The following is a 20,399-nucleotide window of genomic DNA, read 5'->3' as shown; positions in this document are numbered from 1 at the left end:
ATGACTGGAAACGACTACGTCACCGAGGCTGACCGCACGCTAGAAGAGACCTACGAAGAGCCGATGAGCCTCGCGGCGTACGTCGATCGGATCTTCGAGAACCCGACGATTGCCTCCCACGCCTCGAAGTACTTACTCGAGGCGATCGAAGCCGCGGGCACCCGAACCGTAGTCGAAGAGGGCGAGGAGAAAGAGCGCTATCGCTTCTTCGACGATCCACACAACGACGGCGAACACGCGATCTTGGGCAACACCGAGGTGTTGAACGAGTTCGTTGACGATCTTCGGTCGATCGCTTCGGGCCGGGCGAAAGACGAGAAGATCATCTGGTTCGAGGGACCGACAGCGACGGGCAAATCGGAGCTCAAGCGCTGTCTGGTCAACGGACTGCGTGAGTACTCGAAAACGCCCGAAGGACGACGATATACGGTTGAGTGGAATATTACGACGGCCACTCCGGACAACCGTGGGCTGAGCTACGGCGACGGCGATCCGACCGCGATGGACGACAAACACTGGTACGAAAGCCCGGTGCAAGCCCATCCGCTGTCGGTCTTCCCCGAAGACGTTCGCGAGACGCTCCTCGACGACCTCAACGACTCGCTCGAGGACCATGTTCCTGTCCGGGTCGATGCGGCGCTCGATCCGTTCTCGCGGGAGGCGTATGACTTCCTCGAGGAACAGTACCGTCGAGAGGGCAAAGAGGCACTGTTCTCGGCGATTGCCGACGACGATCACCTCCGGGTGAAAAACTACGTCGTCGACGTCGGACAGGGTGTGGGCGTCCTCCACTCCGAAGACGATGGGTCGCCGAAAGAGCGGCTCGTCGGCTCGTGGATGCACGGCATGTTGCAGGAACTGGACTCGCGGGGACGAAAGAACCCGCAGGCGTTCAGTTACGACGGCGTCCTCTCGCAGGGCAACAGCGTCCTGACGATCGTCGAGGACGCAGCCCAGCACGCCGACCTGCTCCAGAAGCTGTTGAACGTCCCCGACGAGCAGTCGGTCAAACTGGACAAAGGAATCGGGATGGACGTCGACACGCAGATGCTGATCATCTCGAACCCCGATCTGGAGGCCCAACTGAACCAACACTCCGACCGGAACGGGATGGACCCGTTGAAGGCGCTCAAGCGCCGCCTGGACAAACACCGGTTTGGCTACCTGACGAATCTGAGCCTCGAGTGTGAGCTCATTCGCCGCGAACTGACCAACGAGACGTCGGTTTGGGAGGCTGAGAGCTACGCCGAACTCGAGGAACGGATCCGCGAGCCAGTGACGGTGACAGTCAAAGATCAGGCCGGTGAGACGCGCGACCAGGAGTTTGCACCCCACGCGATCGAGGCGGCCGCGCTGTATGCGGTCGTCACCAGACTCGACGAGGAGAGCCTGCCAAACGGGCTCGATCTGGTCGACAAAGCGTTGATCTTCGATCAGGGATACCTCCAGGAGGGAGACTCCCGCCGGGAAAAAGACGAGTTCAACTTCGATAGTGAAACTCATGACGGCGAACACGGGATCCCGGTGACCTACACGCGGGATACACTCGCAGAACTTCTCCAGACCGATCGTGACCGCCACCACCCTGAGCTGTCGGTCGAAGACGTCGTGATGCCACGAGACGTGCTGAACACGATGGCAGAGGGGCTTGCGGCTGCACCCGTCTTCTCGATGGGCGAGCGCTCGGAGTTCGAAAACCGAATCGTCCCCGTGAAAAACTACATCTTCGACCGGCAGGAGTCGGACGTCATCGAGGCGATCATGCACGACAAACGCGTCGACGAGGAGACCGTCGCCGAGTACGTCGAAAACGTCTACGCGTGGGAGACCGACGAACCGCTGTACAACGACCGTGGCGAGCGCGTCGAGCCGGATCCCCTGAAAATGAAACTCTTCGAGGTCGAACATCTCGGTCGGTTCTCCGAAGCCGAATACGACGGCAACCGGCCACGAGAGAGCGTCCGGAACTTCCGCCGTGAGAAAGTGATCACGTCACTGAATCGCCACGCCTGGGAGCACCGCGACGAGGACTTCGCCGTCGAAGACGTCGATCTCACCGCGATTCCGGTGATCAAATCCGTCCTCGAGAGCCACGACTGGGACGACGTCGAGCGAACGTTCGAGGACTTCGACCCCCGGCAGTGGGATGACCCACCAAGCGGGACGGAGACGGCAACAGTCAAAGACCAAACGATCGAGACGATGGTCGAACACTTCGATTACTCCGAAGCGTCGGCCGAACTGACCAGCAGACACATTATGGGACAGGTGAGCTACAGATGGGACTGAGAGACGACCTCGAGCGATTCCGTGAGGTGGGCGAACAGCGCCGCGAGGATCTGGCTGATTTCATCCAGTACGGCGACCTCGCTGGCGGCCGTGGATCGATCCAGATCCCAGTCAAGATCGTCTCGCTGCCGGAGTTCGAGTACGACCAGCGCGATCAGGGTGGCGTCGGTCAGGGCGACGGCGGAACCCCCGATACCGGCCAACCGGTCGGCCAGCCCCAGCCACAGCCGGGCGACGACGACGGCGACGACGGCGAGCCCGGCGAGGAGGGCGGCGACCACGAGTACTACGAGATGGATCCCGAGGAGTTCGCCGAAGAACTCGACGAGGAACTCGGCCTCGACTTAGAGCCGAAAGGCAAGCGCGTGATCGAGGAGAAAGAAGGGCCGTTTACCGACCTCACCCGGTCGGGTCCCGACAGCACGCTCGACTTCGAGCGGATGTTCAAGGAGGGGCTCAAGCGCAAACTCGCGATGGACTTCGACGAGGAGTTCCTGCGCGAGCTCTGTAAGGTCGAGGGCATCGAGCCACGCGAGGTCTTCGAGTGGGCCCGCGGCGAGAACCTCCCGGTGTCGATGGCGTGGGTCGAAGAGGCCTACAGCGCCGTCCCCGACGAGGAACGGGGCACGTGGGCTTCGATCGAGGAGGTCGAAGCGAACGTCGAACGCGAGAGCGTCCAGCAGCGGATTCGCCGGGAAGGGATCAAACACGTCCCGTTCCGGCGTGAAGACGAACGCTACCGCTACCCCGAGATCATCGAGGAGAAAGAGAAGAACGTCGTCGTCGTCAACATCCGCGACGTCTCGGGCTCGATGCGCGAGAAGAAACGCGAACTCGTCGAGCGGACGTTTACGCCACTGGACTGGTATCTCCAGGGGAAATACGACAACGCCGAGTTCATCTACATCGCTCACGACGCCGACGCCTGGCAGGTCGAACGCGACGACTTCTTCGGGATCCGCTCCGGCGGCGGGACGAAAATCTCGAGCGCGTACGAACTCGCGGCGGAGCTGTTAGAGGAGTATCCCTGGAGCGACTGGAACCGCTACGTCTTCGCGGCGGGTGACTCCGAGAACTCGAGCAACGACACCGAAGAGCGGGTGATCCCGATGATAGAGCAGATTCCCGCGAACCTCCACGCCTACGTGGAGACACAGCCGAGCGGGAACGCGATCAACGCGACCCACGCGGAGGAACTCGAACGTCACTTCGGGACCGACGCCGACGACGTCGCGGTGGCGTACGTCAACGGGAAAGACGACGTGACCGACGCGATCTACGAGATCCTCTCGACGGAGGGTGAGACAAATGACTAAACGCAACTCCAACGCGGATCGATTCCACAAACAGGCGATCGCCAGCGAACTCGAGGAGCCGGTGACAGAGGCCAGAAACCTAGCCGAAAAGCTCGGCCTCGAGCCCTACGCGGTCAAGTACTGGATCATCGACTACGACGAGATGAACGAACTCATCGCCTACGGCGGGTTCCAGAGTCGGTACCCACACTGGCGATGGGGGATGCAGTACGACAAACAACAGAAACAGGGCCAGTACGGGGGCGGGAAAGCCTTCGAGATCGTCAACAACGATAATCCGGCTCACGCCTTCCTCCAAGAGTCGAACACGATCGCCGACCAGAAGGCGGTCATCACGCACGTCGAGGCCCACTCCGATTTCTTCGCGAACAACGAGTGGTTCGGTCTCTTTACCGGCGGCCGCGCCGACCAGGCGGCGGTCAACGCCGCGGCCATGTTAGAACGCCACGCCCGGGCGATCGACGAATACATGTCCGATCCGGAGATCGACCGTGCAGAGGTCGAGAAGTGGATCGATCACTGTCTCTCGCTGGAGGACAACATCAACCAGCATCAGGTGTTCGAACGTCGCCTCGATGTCGATGGTCCAGCTGAGGAGATTGACGAAGACCTCGCGGAAAAGCTGGACGAACTCGGCCTCTCCGAGGAGATCAAGGGCGAAGTGTTCGACGACGAGTGGCTCGAAAAACTCGAGGCCGAAGACGAAAGCGTCAGCTTCCCCGAGACGCCCCAGAAAGATGTCCTTGCGTTCGTCCGTGAACACGGCAAACAGTACGACGACGAGACTGGACGCGCAGTCGAGATGGAGGAGTGGCAACGCGACATCCTCGATATGATGCGCGCGGAGGCGTACTACTTCGCCGCCCAGAAGATGACGAAGGTGATGAACGAGGGCTGGGCGGCCTACTGGGAGTCGACGATGATGACCGACGAAACCTTCGCCGGTGACGACGAGTTCATGAACTACGCCGACCACATGGCGAAAGTCCTTGCGTCGGGCGGGCTCAACCCCTACAGCCTCGGGATGGAGCTCTGGGAGTACGTCGAGAACCGGACGAACCGTCGGGACGTCTTAGAACACCTGCTGCGCGTCGAGGGCGTCTCCTGGCGGAATCTGATGGATGTCGTCGACTTCGAGGCGGTTCTCGAGACGCTCGAGCCGCCCGAAGCGATCGATGTGATCACGCCCGAGACGCTCGACGACCTCGAGGACGTCCCCGAGGAATGGGTCGACCACGAGGCGCTCGCGGCAGCCCGCAAGGGCGAGATCGATATTGACCGATATCCATGGAAAGTCCTGACGTACGAAGGGCTGGCTCGCCGCCACTACTCGCTTGTCAAACGCCAGCATCGTGGCTTCCTGGCTCGAGTGAGTCAACAGGAGATCGAACAGATCGGCCGCTACCTCTTCGACGATGCGCGCTATGAAACCGTCGAGGAAGCACTCGCAGACGTCGAGTTCACTGCGGGCTGGGATCGGATGTTCGACATTCGTGAGAGTCACAACGACGTCACCTTCCTCGATGAGTTCCTGACCCAGGAGTTCATCACGGAGAACAACTACTTCACCTACGAACACTCCCAGGCGACCGGCCAGTTCCATGTTGCCAGCGATGCGGCCGAAGATGTCAAAAAGAAGCTGCTCTTGCAGTTTACCAACTTCGGGAAGCCGACGATCGCAGTCTACGACGGCAACTACAACAACGCGAACGAACTCCTGTTGGGCCACCAGTACAATGGTGTCATGCTCGATCTCGGCCAGGCTCGCGAGACACTCAAACGGATCTTCGAACTCTGGGGTCGACCGGTGAACCTGCTCACGATCGTCAAAGAGGTCGACGAACACGATATCGAAGTGGCAAAGCGTCGCAACCGCGAACCAGAACCCGAAGAGCGAGGCAAACTGATCAGATATGACGGTACCGACACAACGGTTCAGGACGTCCCATGGGAGGACGTCGACCATCTCGCGGCCGATGACGTCGATTACGATACGAAGCCGGACGAGTGGCTCGCCTGATCTGTTTTTTTCTCCAGTAGCGTTCAGTTCAATTCCCGAAAGCTTTTGCCGTCGATCGCACATGCTGGGGATACTATGGATGGGGAAGGGGGCGACGCGATCCAACAGCGACGAACTGCGGTGTCGGCATTCGATCTCCCGTCAGTTCTCGCACAACTCGATACGCACGAACCGACCGAGCAACGGGCAGCCGTCGAGACGATCCACGACGCCGTAGCCGATCAGCCGAGCGCGTGTATTCCGACCGTCCCGAAGCTCCGAGGCCTCCTCGAGCAGCCTGCACTCGACTGTCACGAGGACGTTGCCTACTGTCTGGCAGAGCTTGCGGATGAGTCACCAACGGATGTCGCACCATCGGTCGACGGAATCGTCTCGTTTGCCACCGAGAATCCGGACCAGCCGGCAACACGTGAGCTCCTTCGCTGTCTCGAGACTATCGCAGCCGAGCAACCAGCCGCGGTCGTCGATCACGTCACGGCGATCGTCGAGGTAGCCGACCACCGACCGACAGACGACCGCTGGGGTGTTCGCGTCTTCACAGCGCTATCGAAAGAACGGCCGGCGGCGATCGAGCCAGCCGTACCAGTGTTGACCGACGCGATTGCGACGAATCCGGAACGAAAAGGCGGGCCTGCACTCTCTGCGCTGGGTCGGCTAGCGACATCCGAGGCGTCGTTGCCGACACTCGAGTTCGTCGAGCACGCGATCGCACTCATCGATCACGACGACGACGCACTGCGGAACAACGCCATCGGCTGTCTCGCCGATGTGGCACACACTGTTCCCGGCGCTGTCGAACCGGCCCGGCCCGAGCTGACGGCCGCACTCGAGAACGACGAGCCGACGACACGCGCCAATGCTGCGGTGGCGCTGGCTCGTCTCGCCGTGGAGACACCGACAGCTGTCGACCCTGCACAGGAACAGCTCCTCGCGTTGCTCGAGGATGATTACGACCGCGTGCGTGCGAACGCATGCGTTGCACTCGCCCACGGGGGCCTCGAGACGGCGACGGATCGGCTCGCAAGGCTTGCAAGCGAGGATCCCGAACCGACTGTCCGTGAGCGGGCCGACTGGGCGTTGGATCGACTCTCCTAACTGACCCCAAACTAATCGAGGCTGGCCCGCATCAGCGCTCGTATGCCCCAATCGACGTTTCCCGTCGAGACAGACGCCTGGCTAACGACCGTCGACGTAACCGACCGCCTCGCCGACGCCGTTCCAGACGACCTCGAGTCAGGGACTGTGACCGCCTTTGTTCGACATACGACCGCTGGACTCCTCGTTCAGGAGAACGAGTCGCGACTGCGTGGCGATCTCGAGTCGTTTTTCCGGGAACTCGTTCCCGACGAAGGACACGCTCACGACCAGCTGGACGGAAACGCTGACTCCCATCTCCGAGCGGCACTTATCGGGCCGGACGTGACGATTCCGGTCGAAGATGGCGAGCTCGCACTTGGGACGTGGCAGTCGGTGCTGTTCGTCGAGTGTGATGGCCCGCGAACGCGAACCGTCTCAGTGACGACCGTCGGCGAGTAGCCAAGCCTTATGCGACCCGGAGCGGTCGATCCGCCGACACACAGTCGACGCCTCGCAACTCGAGGAGCTTTGCTACCGCACGACGTTCGAGCGACCACGCGTGGATCTCGAGACCGACGGCCTTCGCACGCGGGACGAGCCACGTCGACAGACATCGCCAGTAGTTCGCGCCAATAACGTCGCAGTCGAGTTCGACGGCGGTCGTGACGGGCATCTCGAGGTGGCGGTTGACGAGGAGACCCGTCGGCTGGCCCGGATCGAGTTCGCGGATCGCCCGCAGTTCGGACAGGAGAAACGACGTCGTGACAACGCGGTTCTCGACATCGGCGATGGCCTCGAGGACGTCCGCTGCAATCCCGGATGCCTTCATTTCGAGATTGACCTCGACCCCCTGTGGGAGGGCATCGAGCACTGCGTCGAGTGTCGGTACTCGTTCCCCGGAGTCGAGGATGGTGTAGGCTTGCAACTCCTCGAGTGTCAGATCAGCTACAGTACCGGCGCCGCTGGTCACGCGGTCGATTGTTTCGTCGTGGATGACGACGAGTTCGCCCGAGCCACAGCGGCGAACGTCGAACTCGACGGCGTCTGCGTACTCGGCTGCGGATTGGACTGCTGTGATCGTGTTCTCGGGTGCCGTGGCAGCAAACCCACGGTGGGCGATCAAGCGCATTCGGTGGTACAAGGGTGGCAAGTGGCTTTAGTGACTCGCTGGGGCCGGCGTTCTTGCGTCGGTATGAAATCCTGTCAGTCGGCACTCGCACACTGGTCAGTAGTGGATCCACGATTCAGTGGCCGGACTGCTCGCAGCCGCTTGGTTTCCAGCCGAAACGTGGTGTGAGTACCAAAGTACTTAGTACATATCGTTAATGGGGTCCCGTCGCTATGAGGGAGTGATTACAGTTCTTGATCGTTCCGACGCGTCCCCAACGGTGTGTTGGTGTCTGGTGACTGATTGATGACCACTCCACTCGAGAACCCGACTGAACTACTGCTGGTCGCGGACGATACTGGCGAGATCCAACTGATTCGGGACGCCTTCGAGCAGCTTTCGATCGAGACGCGGATTCACGTGACGACCGATGGGGACGATGCACTCGAGTTACTCTCGAGGCGACACGACCGAGAGTCGGCCTCCCTTCCCGACCTCATCCTCCTCTATCTTGATCTGCCTCAAATGGATGGGTTCGAGTTTCTCGAGACGATTCAAGATGATTTGAAACTCAGGCTGGTGCCCGTTCTCGTGGTAACGGGTTCGGGCGCCACTACGGATATCCTCGAGAGTTACGATCTCGCGGCGAACGCCTGTCTCACTAGGCCGACGGCTCCCGACGAGTACGCTGCAATGGCCGAAGCCATTGTGGGGTTTTGGTTCGAACAGGCTGCGTTACCGCCGATAACTCCCTGATCGTCGGTGCCATCGGTCGACCGACTCGTCGTGTCCGTAGGTGGTCACCCCGTCATTAATCTGCGAGGGCGTCGAAGAGTGTCGTATGTCACCACGCACCGAATTCGATGTCGACTTCGATGACACTGTTGCTGTCGTGACCGGCGCAAGCGGCGCGCTCGGGAGTGCTGTCGTCGACCGATTCCGAACGGCCGGCGCGACCGTCTGTGCCGTCGACATCGTCGCTCCCGACGACGAGGACAGCCTGCTCGACCCCGATTCGGGGGTCCAGTTCTACGAGGCCGATCTGACCGACGAGGACGATGTCGAGCGGCTCGTCTCAGCCATCGTCGACGACCACGACCGAATCGACCATCTCTGTAACATCGCGGGCACGTGGCGCGGCGGCGACCCGATCGAGGACACCGACCTCGAGGCGTTCGAGTTGCTGATGAACATCAACCTGAAGACGGCGTTTCTGGCCTCGAAACACGCCCTGCCTCATCTGCAGGAGACGTCGGGGTCGATCGTCAGCGTGAGTGCGCGGTCATCACTCGAGGGCGGCGAGGGCGATGGTCCCTACCGAATCACGAAAGCCGGCATTCGCCTGCTGACGGAGACGCTTGCTGCGGAGAATCGCGGGACGGTCAGAGCGAACTGCGTGATGCCAAGCGTGATCGATACGCCGATGAACCGGGAGATGATGCCCGACGCTGATCACGACTCGTGGGTCGAGCCGGCCGAAATCGCGGATATGTTTGCCGTCCTCTGTAGCGATGGTGCGGCGGTGACAAGCGGTGCTGCGGTGCCCGTCTACGGCGAGGCGTAAAAACCGGAAAAAAGCGTTGGCGTCTGTTACAGGTTCGCGCTGATCCAGTCGGCGAAGTCGCCAGTGAGGAATCCGACGTAGCCTTCGACGCCGAGATACAGCGTGATGACCAGCACGAGGAGGATCGGCACGCGAACCGCCCAGATCCAGGCCTGACCGAGTCCACCGAGATCACCGATACCTTTCTCGAGTTCTTCGACGGCGACTTTCGGTGCGATCCAGCCGACGAGGATCACCAGCATGAGTGCGCCGAACACCAGCAGGATACCGTCAGCGAAGCCATCGAGCAGGTCGAGGAAGATCAGATCGTAGGTGACTGGCACACCCAGCAGGTAGATGATTCCGCCCATGCCGAGTGCTGCTTTCCATCGATCAACGCCTTTCTCGTCGATGACGTAGGCCGTCACGACCTCGAGCAACGAGATCGCACTCGAGAGCGCGGCAATTGAAACCGTGCCGAAAAAGAGCAGACCGAGAACGTGGCCGCCGCCGATGGTCGCAAACGCCTCGGTCATCGAGACGAAAATCGCACCGGGCCCACCATCGCCAGGTTCGGTCATGCCTGCCGAGAAGAAGACGGGGAAGACGACCAGTCCGGTCAGGAACGCGATTCCGGTGTCGAAGCCGATGATCGCAGTGCCGTCTCTGGTCAGATTGCGGTCTTCACCGAGGTAGGACGCGTACGTGATCATCACACCCATCCCGAGCGAGAGCGTGAAAAAGGCTTGTCCGGCGGCCGCTGGCAGCAGCGTCGCCCAGTTGTCGGCGATGACGCCGAACTCCGGCGAGAGATAGTACGAGTAGCCGGCACTGGCCTCGGGCAGCGTCGCCACCCAGATTGCCATTCCGACGAGCAACACGATGATGGCTGGCACCATCACCTTCACCGCGAGTTCGATGCCGCGACGGATGCCGAGTGCGACGACGCCGATCGTCACCGCCATAAACAGCGTATGGAAGACGAACGCATCGAGACCGGTCGACACGTCACCGAACATGACTGCCGCTTCCGGGAGTTCTGCTTCGGCTGCAGCACCCTCGTATCCCGCGAGCAGACTGCCGTAGCTTCCACGAAAGCCCTCGAGGAAGTAGCGGATGAACCAGCCTGCGACGACGCTGTAGAACGAAAGGATGACGAAGCCAGTGAGAACGAAGACGCCACCGACGTATTTCCACGCACTCCCACCCAGTTCCATCAGTGCGCCGACGGGGTTTCGTTCGGTTTTCCGGCCGACGACGAACTCAGCCAGAATCGCTGGGAAGCCGATCAATGCGACGAAGAGAAGATAGACCAGCAAGAACGCTGCACCACCTCCCTCACCCGTAACGAACGGAAATCTCCAGATGTTCCCCAATCCGACTGCGCTCCCGACTGCAGCCAGGATGAAGCCTGTTCTCGTTGCCCACGTTTCTCGTTGCACCATATCCACCTCATTAAAAAGGCGGTCATATATAACTTTTTGTGACCCCCCTATCAGTTCCCCTCGTCCGGTTATTAATCGTGAAAGAGTTACGGAATCCTTTTCCTGTTGGTCCTCGCAGAAACCCGTATGAATCCGACAGGGGTGCTTCGAGCATGACGATGGAAGAGCGCATCGACGAACTCGAGGATCTTCGCGAGGAGGCTCGCCTCGGTGGCGGCGAAGAGCGAATCGAGAAACAACACGACAAGGGGAAGATGACCGCCCGCGAGCGGATCGATTACTTCCTCGACGACGGAACCTTCACGGAGTTCGACCAGCTTCGAACCCACCAGACGAGCCAGTTCGGCATGGAAGAGAAGAAAGTGCCGGGCGACGGTGTCGTCACGGGCTACGGTGAGGTCAACGGCCGGACCGTGTTCGTCTTCGCACACGACTTTACCGTCTTTGGCGGCTCGCTCGGTGAGGTGTTCGCCGAGAAAATCTGTAAGGTCATGGATATGGCGATGGAGGTCGGCGCGCCGATTATCGGCCTGAACGACTCCGCTGGCGCCCGTATCCAGGAAGGTGTCAAGAGTCTCGCCGGCTTCACGGAGATTTTCCGCCGGAACCAGGAAGCAAGCGGCGTCGTCCCGCAGATTTCGGGTATTATGGGTCCCTGCGCGGGCGGTGCGGTCTACTCGCCGTCGATCACCGACTTCATCTTTATGGTGAAAGACACGAGCCACATGTACATCACCGGCCCCGGCGTCACCAAGACCGTCACCGGTGAAGAGGTCACCCACGAGGAACTCGGTGGGGCGATGACCCACGCCGGCAAGACCGGTGTGGCCCAGTTCGCCTGCGAGAGCGAAGAGCAGGCGCTCGACGACATCAAGCGGCTACTCTCGTATCTCCCCCAGAACAACGTCGAGGACCCACCACGTGTCGAGCCGTGGGACGACCCAGATCGGCGTGACGAGGATCTCAAAACCATCGTCCCACCGAGCCCACAGAAGCCCTACGACATGACTGACGTCATCGACTCGGTCGTCGACGAGGGCTCGTTCTTCGAAGTCGCGGACAACTTCGCACAGAACATCGTCGTCGGCTTCGGTCGACTCGATGGCCGCTCGGTCGGTGTCGTCGCCAACCAGCCTCGAGTCAACGCCGGTACGCTCACCGTCGACGCCTCGATGAAGGGCTCGCGGTTCGTCCGCTTCTGTGACTCGTTCAATATCCCGATCGTCACATTCGTCGACGTTCCCGGCTACATGCCCGGCACGGATCAGGAACACCGTGGGATCATCCGCCACGGCGCAAAGCTGCTGTACGCTTTCTCCGAGGCGACCGTGCCGCTGCTGACGGTCATCACTCGGAAAGCCTACGGCGGGGCCTACTGTGTCATGGCCTCGAAGAACCTCGGCGCAGACGTCAACTACGCCTGGCCGACCGCCGAAATCGCCGTCATGGGGCCACAGGGTGCCGTCAACATCCTCTACCGGAACGAACTCGCTGAATCCGACAACCCGGACGAACTGCGAGACGAACTCATCGAAGAGTACCGCGAGGAGTTCGCCAACCCATACACAGCGACGGACAAAGGCTTCCTCGACGACGTCATCGTCCCAACCGAGACGCGCCCACGCCTGATCGCGGACCTCGAGATGCTCGAGACGAAACGCGAGGAGCAACCGGAAAAGAAACACGGGAACATCCCGCTCTAAGGATGACATCACAACAGTCGAACGTCGAAGTCGACGACGGACACGCCGCCGAGTCAGGCCCACAGCCATCGGCAGGCAACGCCACACTCGAGGACGGCGTCCTATCGAATATCGAACTCGACATTCCCGACGATGCCTCCGAGGAAGAGGCGGCGGCAATCGCCGCTGCAGTTGGGGCGCATCTTCACGATCACGCGCTCGCAGTCGCCGCGGCAGCGGCGGCAAGCGGCGAGGAGACGTGGGATGGTAGACGCTGGTCGTTTGCTGGCCGCGTCCAGTCCCACCAGAGTCGGACCGTTCGCGTCCCACGCGATGCGCCGACCGATCCGTGGTCGGCTGCCGGGCGGACAAGTCGGTTCTGAGTCGGGTCGCGAACCCGGCCGTCGTTCCTGCGTGTGGTTTCAGGTGGATGTGATTCTGACGCGTAATGGATGCTATTAAGACACATCACTCACAATCCCCGGGTATGGCCACGGAATCCGAATCATCGACGGATATGAATGTTGGACTGGCGCTTGCGCTTGGTGCGGCCGCAACCATTGGTGCACTGTTGATGTTTGCCGGTGCACCGGATATGACCGCAGCATGGGGCTTTGCAGCAGCGATGATCTTTAGCGCGCTGGCAATCGTCGGCATTCACCTCTATTAGAACCGTCGCCCAATCCCGGTTCTGTCCGGCGATTGGCCACCGCACATCCGCCAACAGTTAAGAGCGACGGCGCCGTATGGACGGGTACGGACGATGACCGACTACTCCGACGAAGAGCAGCGAATTCTCTCGTATCTCAGAGAGAGTGCCGCCCGAGGTGAACAGTACTTCCGGGCGAAAAACATCGCCGACGCGATCGGACTTTCATCAAAACAGGTCGGCGTTCGGCTCCCCCACCTTGCGGAAAAATCGGACGATGTCGATATCGAAAAGTGGGGCCGTGCTCGTTCAACCACCTGGAAAGTAACACTTAGCTGACTATTCCGATCGAAACATCGGGTTCGGTGTTTGACCTCGGGCCGCGGTCTTTTTATTACAGACGGCCTCAGTTAGTAGCATGACTGTACGGGTCGACCGTTCGTTCGAGCTGTCGGCAGCTCCCGAGCACGTCTGGGAATTTATTGCCGATCCGAAAAACCGTGCGCGGGCAATCAGCGTCGTCCAGGAGTACACCGTCAACGATCCGGACGGTCGACACGTAACCTGGCACGTCGAGTTGCCGATTCCACTCGTGCGCAAAACGGTCTCCGTCGAAACCGAAGACGTCACACGAGAGCCGCCGACGTACGTCAAGTTCGTCGGCAAATCGAAGGTGATGACCGTCACCGGCGAACACGAGATCGTCGAGACCGACACCGGCACGCGCCTCGAGAACCACTTCGTCGTCGACGGCAAGCTCCCCGGCGTCGAGAAGTTCTTCAAACGCAACCTGGACGGCGAACTCGAGAACCTCCGGCGTGCGCTCGAGCGTGACCTGCAGACGACCCGTTCCGAGGATCGATAATGATGGCTGACGAGACACTTCGCGTTGCACTCGCCCAGATTCACATCGAGGCAACCGAAATCGAGGCGAACGTCGAGCGCGCACTCGAGGCGGTGTCGCGTGCCGCCGACCGGGGTGCGGACCTCGTGGCGTTGCCCGAACTGTTCAACGTAGGCTACTTCGCGTTCGATAGCTACGAGCGCCACGCCGAACCGCTCGAGGGGGAGACGGTTACCCAGTTGCGAGAGGCTGCTGCCGACCACGAGATTGCCGTCCTCGCGGGGAGTATCGTCGAAGATCTAGCGGCGACCGAGGCCGTCGAAACGCCTGCCGACGAGGGGCTTGCAAACACCGCTGTGCTGTTCGATTCGACCGGCGAACGACAGCTTGTCTACCGGAAACACCACCTCTTTGGCTACCAGTCGGCGGAGTCGGAGCTGCTCGTCCCTGGCGAGCGAATCGAGACGGCGACGATCCGTGGCGTCACCGTCGGCGCGACGACCTGCTATGACCTTCGGTTTCCGGAACTGTACCGGCAACTGATCGACGCCGGCGCAGAGCTCGTCCTCGTTCCGAGTGCGTGGCCCTATCCACGCGTCGAACACTGGCAGACGCTTTCTCGTGCGCGTGCGATCGAAAACCAGGCGTTCGTCGCGACGATAAACGGCTCCGGCCACTTCGAGCGCGCGGACGCGACGCTGCTTGGACGGTCGACCGCATACGACCCGTGGGGAACCACGCTCGCCTCGAGCGGCGACCAGTCGGCGCTGGTGATGGCCGACCTCGACCTCGGGGCGCTGACTCGCGTCCGGGAGGAGTTCCCGGCGCTTCGCGACCGACGACTGTAGCCGCGGTGGGCGATTCGACCGCTGTCTTTTTATTCTATGGCCCGATAGTACGGATGCCGGTTTACGGCGCTTTTCACGTCACGACCGGCACTGCGCGTCGCTCCGGCCCGTCGCACGCTCGTTTCCCGGGAACGAGCGGACTCCACACCCGCCTCCTCATCTTCGTCTTCACCTTCGCACCGCCTTTCAGACGGGAAGACTGTCACAGACGTACAAATGACGCTACACACTCCGTTCGGGTCAGCCCCGGCTCTCGGTATCGGCTGTGACATCCATCCTCGACAGACCCGTTGCGAAAAAGTAACGTAGGGGCTTCGCGTTGGTTCTCACAGGAATGTTCAGGAAGGTTCTGGTAGCGAACCGTGGGGAAATCGCCGTTCGAGTAATGCGTGCGTGCGAGGAGCTAAACGTCGGGACTGTTGCAATCTACTCCGAAGCCGACAAAGATTCGGGCCACGTCCGCTACGCCGACGAGGCGTACAACGTCGGCCCCGCGCGTGCGGCCGACTCGTATCTCGACCACGAGGCCGTCATCGATGCCGCACGCCGAGCGGATGCCGACGCCATCCACCCCGGCTACGGCTTCCTCGCGGAGAACGCCGAGTTCGCCCGTAAAGTCGAAGAAACCGAGGGCATCACCTGGGTTGGCCCATCCGGCGACTCGATGGAAGCCCTCGGCGAGAAGACCAAGGCCCGATCGATCATGGACGAAGCAGACGTCCCGATCGTGCCCGGGACGACCGATCCCGTTACCGACCCTGAGGAAGTCAAGGCGTTCGGTGAGAAACACGGCTATCCCATCGCCATCAAGGCCGAAGGCGGCGGTGGCGGCCGCGGGATGAAAGTCGTCCGAGACGAAAGCGACGTCGAAGACCAACTCGAGAGCGCCCAGCGAGAGGGTGAGGCCTACTTCGACAACGACTCGGTCTATCTCGAGCGCTTCCTCGAGAAATCGCGTCACATCGAGGTCCAGATCGTCGCCGACCAGCACGGCAACGTCCGCCATCTCGGCGAGCGTGACTGTTCGCTCCAGCGCCGCCACCAGAAGGTCATCGAGGAAGGCCCATCGGCAGCGCTGTCGGACGCACTGCGCGAGAAGATCAGCGAAGCAGCCCGTCGTGGTGTCTCCGCAGCCGACTACACCAACGCCGGCACCGTCGAGTTCCTCGTCGAAGAAGAACCCGGCCGCGAGGGCCCGCTCGGGCCGGAGACGAACTTCTATTTCCTCGAGGTCAACACCCGGATTCAGGTCGAACACACCGTCTCCGAGGAGATCACGGGGATCGATATCGTCAAACGACAGCTCAAAATCGCCGCCGGCGAGGAGCTCGACTTCGAGCAGGACGATGTCTCGATCGACGGCCACGCGATCGAGTTCCGAATCAACGCCGAGAACGCAGCCAACGACTTCGCACCCGCGACCGGTGGCACGCTCGAAACGTACGACCCACCGGGCGGCGTCGGCGTTCGGATGGACGACGCGCTGCGCCAGGGTGACGAACTCGTCACCGACTACGACTCGATGATCGCCAAACTCGTCGTCTGGGGCGAGGATCGTGACGAGTGTATCGAGCGCTCGCTGCGTGCCCTGCGGGAGTACGAGATCGAAGGCATTCCGACGATCATCCCGTTCCACCGCCTGATGCTCACCGACGAGCGCTTCGTCGAGAGCACACACACGACGAAGTATCTCGACGATGAACTCGATCCGAGCCGCATCGAAGACGCCCAACAGCAGTGGGGCGGCGACACCGGTGACGGCGCAGGCGACGACGAAGAGAGCGTCGAACGCGAGTTCACTGTCGAAGTCAACGGCAAACGCTTCGAGGTCGAACTCGAGGAACACGGTGCGCCCGCGATCCCAGCCGGCGACATCGACGCTGGTGGTAATGCACAGGCAAGCCGACCAGAGCCTGCCGGTGGCTCGAGCGACGAGGTCGAGATCGAAGGTGACGGCGAGACCGTCGACGCCGAGATGCAGGGGACGATCCTCGACATCAAGGTCGAAGTCGGCGACGAGGTCGCTGCTGGCGACGTGTTGGTCGTCCTCGAAGCGATGAAGATGGAAAATGACATCGTCGCCTCGAACGGCGGCACGGTCACCGAAATCGCCGTTGAAGAAGAACAGAGCGTCGATATGGGCGACGTGCTGGTCGTCCTCGAGTAACCCGTCTCGCTGGCGACGCTGCCGTCCACTTCGATTTTTGACGCCGTCTACAGACGCGATCCTTAGCAACAGAACATGAACGGATAGATCAGCGCAACCCGGTCACCGTCCTCGAGTGTCGTCTCAAACCCCTCGTAGTGTTCGTTGAACCGACCGTTGATACAGACGCGGGCGTACGTCCGGGTCTGCTCACCTTCGGGATTTTTGCGCCAGGTACCCGGCAAATCGTCGGGCGCTGGTGCCCAGCCGTGGGCGGTCGCATCAGCCTCCGTTTCGGCGATGAGCAACTCTTCGACGTCGTGAACCTCGAAAAACGCCTCGAGAAAGTCCCGTAGCCGGTCGCCCGCAAACGTGAACTCGAGTTCGTGGGTTCCGACAGCATCGCGGATGTGCCCGGTACAACGGACGGTGACGGTCGTTTGTGACTGCGTTTGTGCTCGTCGTTCCTCGTGGGCCGTTTCGGGTGCCATACGAGGAAGACGAGCGCAACTGGTGAAACTCCAGTTGCGAACATGTTCGACATCGCGTCGGTCACCGAACGGCGGCGGACGAATTTGCACGGAGTGAGAACGGGATGTCTGTCTACAATGAGTGCCTGTAAATTGAATATTCCTTCTCAAATATATTCAACGGAGAGGACGATACTAATATCAGTACTATCCAGGAACAAATTATATACATTAACAGCCAGGTGTATACATTACAGCTCAGATCGGTCCATAAACAGTGGGTTGACGCCAGAGGGTTTATATTCGATGACCGTAAGAGTCCGCCCAATGCTACTCTCAGTCGATCGTTCAGACACTGCCGATGTGCACTCAGTAAGTTTCGACGTTATCGCTGCCGTTGCCGAGCAAGAGGGTGTGGATCCGATGGATATCGAACCGCCGGAGTACGACGCATTGTACGATGTCATCAATCCGGAAGCGCTCGATTCACTCTTTGCACAGCGAGAAGACGGTTCGAAACGTGCGGACGGCCGCGTCGAATTCCCGTTCTGTGGCTATCAGATCGTTGTCGACAGTGACGGCGAGGTCAGCGCCGTCAAGCAAGACGATCTCCGATAAGACAGCCGTCGGTGTCTCGGTCCCCGACCGTTAGTCACCAGCCGCGTTGATCCGTGTTCGCCAGTCGTCCGGAATCGGCTCCGAGTTGCCTGTCTCCCGGTCGACGAGTACCTGGACCGTTCGTGCCGTCGCCGCCTGCTCCCCATCAGCCCGAATCTCATACTCTATCGGGAGACTTGAGGTGCCGATCTCAGTCGCTCGAAGTGCAACAGTGACATCCGCGTCGGCCTCGATCGGGCTACTGTAGTCAATCTCCATGTTCGCGAGGACGGTGCCCACGTCGACCAGTGAGACGCCAACGGCGTCGCTGAAGTACGCTTGCCGGGCTTCCTCGAGATACGTCGCGTACGTTGCGTTGTTGACGTGGCCCATGAAGTCGATATCTCGGAGCCGAACGTCGATCTCCGCCACATAGTCGTAGCTATCGTCGCTGTCGCTCATTATCGCCTGCAAACGGTATCAATCGCCGTATAGGTACCTATCGACGCACAGATGGGGCGTTACTCCTCAGCACAGGCAGCTTCGAAGACGGTCTCGTGGAGGCGATCCGTGACGATCTCCATCAGCGGCTCCATGTTCTGCGTGTCCGCGCGATTGTATCTGATGAGTGTCTCGAGTGCGCCGTCGTCGCCGCGTTCGTACTCGTGCCAGAGGCGCACGGCATCGCGGCCGCTGAGGTCGGGCAGGTCGCGGTCGATCCCGAGGTCCCGCTCGATCGCTTTCAGGCCGCCGTCGAGGCCGATTTTCTTGCAGGGGTACATGAGGTCGACGTGGGGTGTCTGCACGTCGAGGTCATAACACGTCTCGAGGAAGGGGACGTCAAAGCGCTGGCCGTTGAACGTCACCAGCAGCGACGACGCCTCGAGTTCGGCCTCGAGCCGTCGGGCTGTCAGATCGCGGCCGTTGACGAACGTTTTCGTCTCGCCGCCGCGGTGGACGCTGACAGTTGTGACGTCGTTGCTCGCCGCGTCGAGCCCGGTCGTCTCGATGTCTAGAAAGCAGGTCTGCTCACTGACGTTCTCATAACATCGCCAGCGGCTGGCTGCCGGCAATGCCTCGGTGAACGGGGCGACGTCGCCGCGCTCGAGGTGGGTTCGACCTTCCTCGATGAACGTCTCGATCCGGTCAGCTACCGTGTCGCCGACGACGCTGCCGTCGAACTCGTCCCAGTGGGTGATCCCCTGTTGCCAGAGGCGTCGTTCGGTGGTCTCCCCGACGCCGTGGACGGGAATGAAGCTGTTCTCGATTCGCACACCAGTTTCAGGGTGGCGAGTGAACTAAAAGCGATTGGATCGAGCGCCAGATCGGCGGTCGTTCTCACCGTCCGGCTTTTCATACCGGGCGCCGTAGACTGCGTATGGTCGACCACGACGACGAACTCCTCGCGGCCGTCCGTGAACTCACGCGGACGATCGATGACCTCCAACAGGAACTCGAGTCCACCCAGCGCCGACCGTTCCAGCCGCCACTGCGGCCGCCGACGCCGCGAGAGCTCCTCGCCTTTACCGATGAGGTGGCGGTACCCACGACGATCGCCGTCCTCAAGACGAGTGTGCGGGCACTCGAGGGATTCCAGCGGGCGCTTGCACTCGCACGGACCGAGCGAGACGTTCGCGATCGAACGACCGAGGCGACAAGCGCCACGAGCAAGCGAGCCAGCGAGCTCCGGCAGACAACCCTCTCACAGCTCGACGGCGTCTTAGCCCGCTTACAGCAGGCCGCAAGCGATGGGACACTGCCTGCTGACGAAGGCGCACGCGAGTTGCTTACCGAGGCCCGCGAGTTACGCGACGACGTCGACAGCCGACTACGAGACGTCGGGGCCGACGTCGAACGGCGACAGACGGCGGCGACGGACGCCGTTCGGATCGATATTCAGGAGGGCCATCCCGACACACTACAGGACGGCGACACCACCGCCAACCGCGACTCTCGAGTTGACGTCGATGCCGAACTCGAGACGTTGAAAGACCAGTATGGGGACGAGAGCGAGGCTGACGGCGCTGAGACCGATGTAAACGGCGAAAACGAGGTCACCGACGACGAGACGTCCGCATCCGCAGACGACGATGACGACGATCCTGACGGATCCAGCTCTGCTACTTAAACCGGCTCGAACCGGTAGCCGTCCCAGTCTTGACTCTCAGGTTCGCGAATGCCGGCGCCAGGTTCGCGGAGTTCCTCGACGTAGACTGGCTCGACTTCGTCACCAGTCTCGACGTCGTCGGTCGTGAGTTGAACGATCGCCCGCACCGCCGTCCCTTCTACGTCGAACTCGACGATTGCGAGCGTGTTCGGCTCGCGGACGCCGGGCGGTGTGGCTGTGCTCTTTGTCCAGGTTACC

At 61.1% G+C, this 20,399-nt stretch carries 22 protein-coding genes; 16 read left to right on the top strand and 6 right to left on the bottom strand.

What is annotated here, in order from left to right:
- The 5 genes from ACERJA_RS17220 to ACERJA_RS17200 all read left to right on the top strand — a co-directional run bounded on the left by ACERJA_RS17220 (position 1) and on the right by ACERJA_RS17200 (position 7,161).
- The gene (locus ACERJA_RS17220; RefSeq protein ID WP_373609477.1) at positions 1–2,289 is read left to right on the top strand and encodes a PrkA family serine protein kinase; all 2,289 of its coding nucleotides are present in this window, start codon (positions 1–3) and stop codon (positions 2,287–2,289) included.
- A complete protein-coding gene (locus ACERJA_RS17215; RefSeq protein WP_373609476.1) occupies positions 2,280–3,605 on the top strand; it encodes a YeaH/YhbH family protein in 1,326 nt (441 codons plus the stop codon). Before ACERJA_RS17220 ends, ACERJA_RS17215 begins: the two co-directional genes overlap by 10 nt.
- On the top strand, positions 3,598–5,625 hold the full coding sequence (locus ACERJA_RS17210; RefSeq protein ID WP_373609475.1) for a SpoVR family protein: 2,028 nt from the start codon (positions 3,598–3,600) through the stop codon (positions 5,623–5,625). The genes ACERJA_RS17215 and ACERJA_RS17210 overlap by 8 nt, the downstream gene beginning before the upstream one ends.
- Positions 5,626–5,700: 75 nt before the next feature.
- Positions 5,701–6,720, top strand: coding sequence for a HEAT repeat domain-containing protein (locus ACERJA_RS17205; protein ID WP_373609474.1), 1,020 nt, complete (start codon positions 5,701–5,703; stop codon positions 6,718–6,720).
- A gap of 42 nt (positions 6,721–6,762) precedes the next feature.
- Positions 6,763–7,161, top strand: coding sequence for a secondary thiamine-phosphate synthase enzyme YjbQ (locus tag ACERJA_RS17200; protein ID WP_373609473.1), 399 nt, complete (start codon positions 6,763–6,765; stop codon positions 7,159–7,161).
- Between the two features lie 7 nt (positions 7,162–7,168).
- On the opposite strand, the gene ACERJA_RS17195 is transcribed toward ACERJA_RS17200, so the two are convergent.
- Positions 7,169–7,831, bottom strand: coding sequence for a glycerophosphodiester phosphodiesterase (locus tag ACERJA_RS17195; RefSeq protein WP_373609472.1), 663 nt, complete (start codon positions 7,829–7,831; stop codon positions 7,169–7,171).
- Between the two features lie 285 nt (positions 7,832–8,116).
- On the opposite strand from ACERJA_RS17195, the gene ACERJA_RS17190 reads away from it, so the two are divergent.
- The gene (locus ACERJA_RS17190) at positions 8,117–8,566 is read left to right on the top strand and encodes a response regulator (RefSeq protein WP_373609471.1); all 450 of its coding nucleotides are present in this window, start codon (positions 8,117–8,119) and stop codon (positions 8,564–8,566) included.
- Between the two features lie 85 nt (positions 8,567–8,651).
- Entirely contained in the window at positions 8,652–9,374 is a 723-nt protein-coding gene (locus ACERJA_RS17185; protein WP_373609470.1) for an SDR family oxidoreductase, read from the top strand.
- A gap of 26 nt (positions 9,375–9,400) precedes the next feature.
- On the opposite strand, the gene ACERJA_RS17180 is transcribed toward ACERJA_RS17185, so the two are convergent.
- Positions 9,401–10,798 carry a sodium-dependent transporter gene (locus tag ACERJA_RS17180; RefSeq protein WP_373609469.1) on the bottom strand — a complete coding sequence of 466 codons (1,398 nt, stop codon included), beginning with the start codon at positions 10,796–10,798 and terminating at the stop codon, positions 9,401–9,403.
- Between the two features lie 158 nt (positions 10,799–10,956).
- On the opposite strand from ACERJA_RS17180, the gene ACERJA_RS17175 reads away from it, so the two are divergent.
- From ACERJA_RS17175 to ACERJA_RS17145, 7 genes are all read left to right on the top strand, one after another.
- Positions 10,957–12,501, top strand: a complete 1,545-nt coding sequence (locus tag ACERJA_RS17175) for an acyl-CoA carboxylase subunit beta (protein ID WP_373609563.1) — start codon at positions 10,957–10,959, stop codon at positions 12,499–12,501.
- 2 nt (positions 12,502–12,503) lie between these two features.
- Positions 12,504–12,863 (top strand): hypothetical protein, encoded by a 360-nt coding sequence (locus ACERJA_RS17170; protein ID WP_373609468.1) that lies wholly within the window; start codon positions 12,504–12,506, stop codon positions 12,861–12,863.
- Positions 12,864–12,967: 104 nt separating this feature from the next.
- On the top strand, positions 12,968–13,150 hold the full coding sequence (locus ACERJA_RS17165) for a hypothetical protein (RefSeq protein ID WP_049889965.1): 183 nt from the start codon (positions 12,968–12,970) through the stop codon (positions 13,148–13,150).
- A gap of 93 nt (positions 13,151–13,243) precedes the next feature.
- Positions 13,244–13,468 carry a hypothetical protein gene (locus tag ACERJA_RS17160; RefSeq protein WP_006067615.1) on the top strand — a complete coding sequence of 75 codons (225 nt, stop codon included), beginning with the start codon at positions 13,244–13,246 and terminating at the stop codon, positions 13,466–13,468.
- Between the two features lie 79 nt (positions 13,469–13,547).
- Complete coding sequence (locus ACERJA_RS17155; RefSeq protein ID WP_373609467.1) at positions 13,548–13,994, top strand: SRPBCC family protein; 447 nt, start codon at positions 13,548–13,550, stop codon at positions 13,992–13,994.
- A gap of 2 nt (positions 13,995–13,996) precedes the next feature.
- A complete protein-coding gene (locus ACERJA_RS17150; RefSeq protein ID WP_373609466.1) occupies positions 13,997–14,821 on the top strand; it encodes a carbon-nitrogen family hydrolase in 825 nt (274 codons plus the stop codon).
- 334 nt (positions 14,822–15,155) lie between these two features.
- On the top strand, positions 15,156–16,988 hold the full coding sequence (locus tag ACERJA_RS17145; RefSeq protein ID WP_373609465.1) for an acetyl-CoA carboxylase biotin carboxylase subunit: 1,833 nt from the start codon (positions 15,156–15,158) through the stop codon (positions 16,986–16,988).
- 62 nt (positions 16,989–17,050) lie between these two features.
- Here the strand turns inward: ACERJA_RS17145 and ACERJA_RS17140 are convergent, their stop codons facing one another.
- Positions 17,051–17,458 carry a MoaD/ThiS family protein gene (locus tag ACERJA_RS17140; protein ID WP_373609464.1) on the bottom strand — a complete coding sequence of 136 codons (408 nt, stop codon included), beginning with the start codon at positions 17,456–17,458 and terminating at the stop codon, positions 17,051–17,053.
- Positions 17,459–17,764: 306 nt separating this feature from the next.
- On the opposite strand from ACERJA_RS17140, the gene ACERJA_RS17135 reads away from it, so the two are divergent.
- Positions 17,765–18,055, top strand: a complete 291-nt coding sequence (locus ACERJA_RS17135) for a HalOD1 output domain-containing protein (protein WP_373609463.1) — start codon at positions 17,765–17,767, stop codon at positions 18,053–18,055.
- Positions 18,056–18,085: 30 nt separating this feature from the next.
- Here the strand turns inward: ACERJA_RS17135 and ACERJA_RS17130 are convergent, their stop codons facing one another.
- Complete coding sequence (locus ACERJA_RS17130) at positions 18,086–18,496, bottom strand: acyl-CoA thioesterase (protein ID WP_373609462.1); 411 nt, start codon at positions 18,494–18,496, stop codon at positions 18,086–18,088.
- Between the two features lie 59 nt (positions 18,497–18,555).
- On the bottom strand, positions 18,556–19,308 hold the full coding sequence (locus ACERJA_RS17125; RefSeq protein ID WP_373609461.1) for a ribonuclease H-like domain-containing protein: 753 nt from the start codon (positions 19,306–19,308) through the stop codon (positions 18,556–18,558).
- Between the two features lie 104 nt (positions 19,309–19,412).
- Here ACERJA_RS17125 and ACERJA_RS17120 point away from each other — a divergent pair, with 104 nt between their 5' ends.
- A complete protein-coding gene (locus ACERJA_RS17120) occupies positions 19,413–20,162 on the top strand; it encodes a hypothetical protein (protein ID WP_373609460.1) in 750 nt (249 codons plus the stop codon).
- On the opposite strand, the gene ACERJA_RS17115 is transcribed toward ACERJA_RS17120, so the two are convergent.
- Positions 20,159–20,399: nucleic acid-binding protein (locus ACERJA_RS17115; protein ID WP_373609459.1), on the bottom strand; the 241-nt coding region annotated here is incomplete at its 5' end. The two genes, ACERJA_RS17120 and ACERJA_RS17115, sit on opposite strands and share 4 nt — an antisense overlap.

The sequence above is a fragment of the Natronorubrum sp. A-ect3 genome (genome assembly GCF_041821125.1).
GTDB classification, from domain to species: domain Archaea; phylum Halobacteriota; class Halobacteria; order Halobacteriales; family Natrialbaceae; genus Natronorubrum; species Natronorubrum bangense.
Note: the sequence above shows the minus strand (reverse complement) of the source record. Positions and strands in the feature narration are given on the sequence as shown.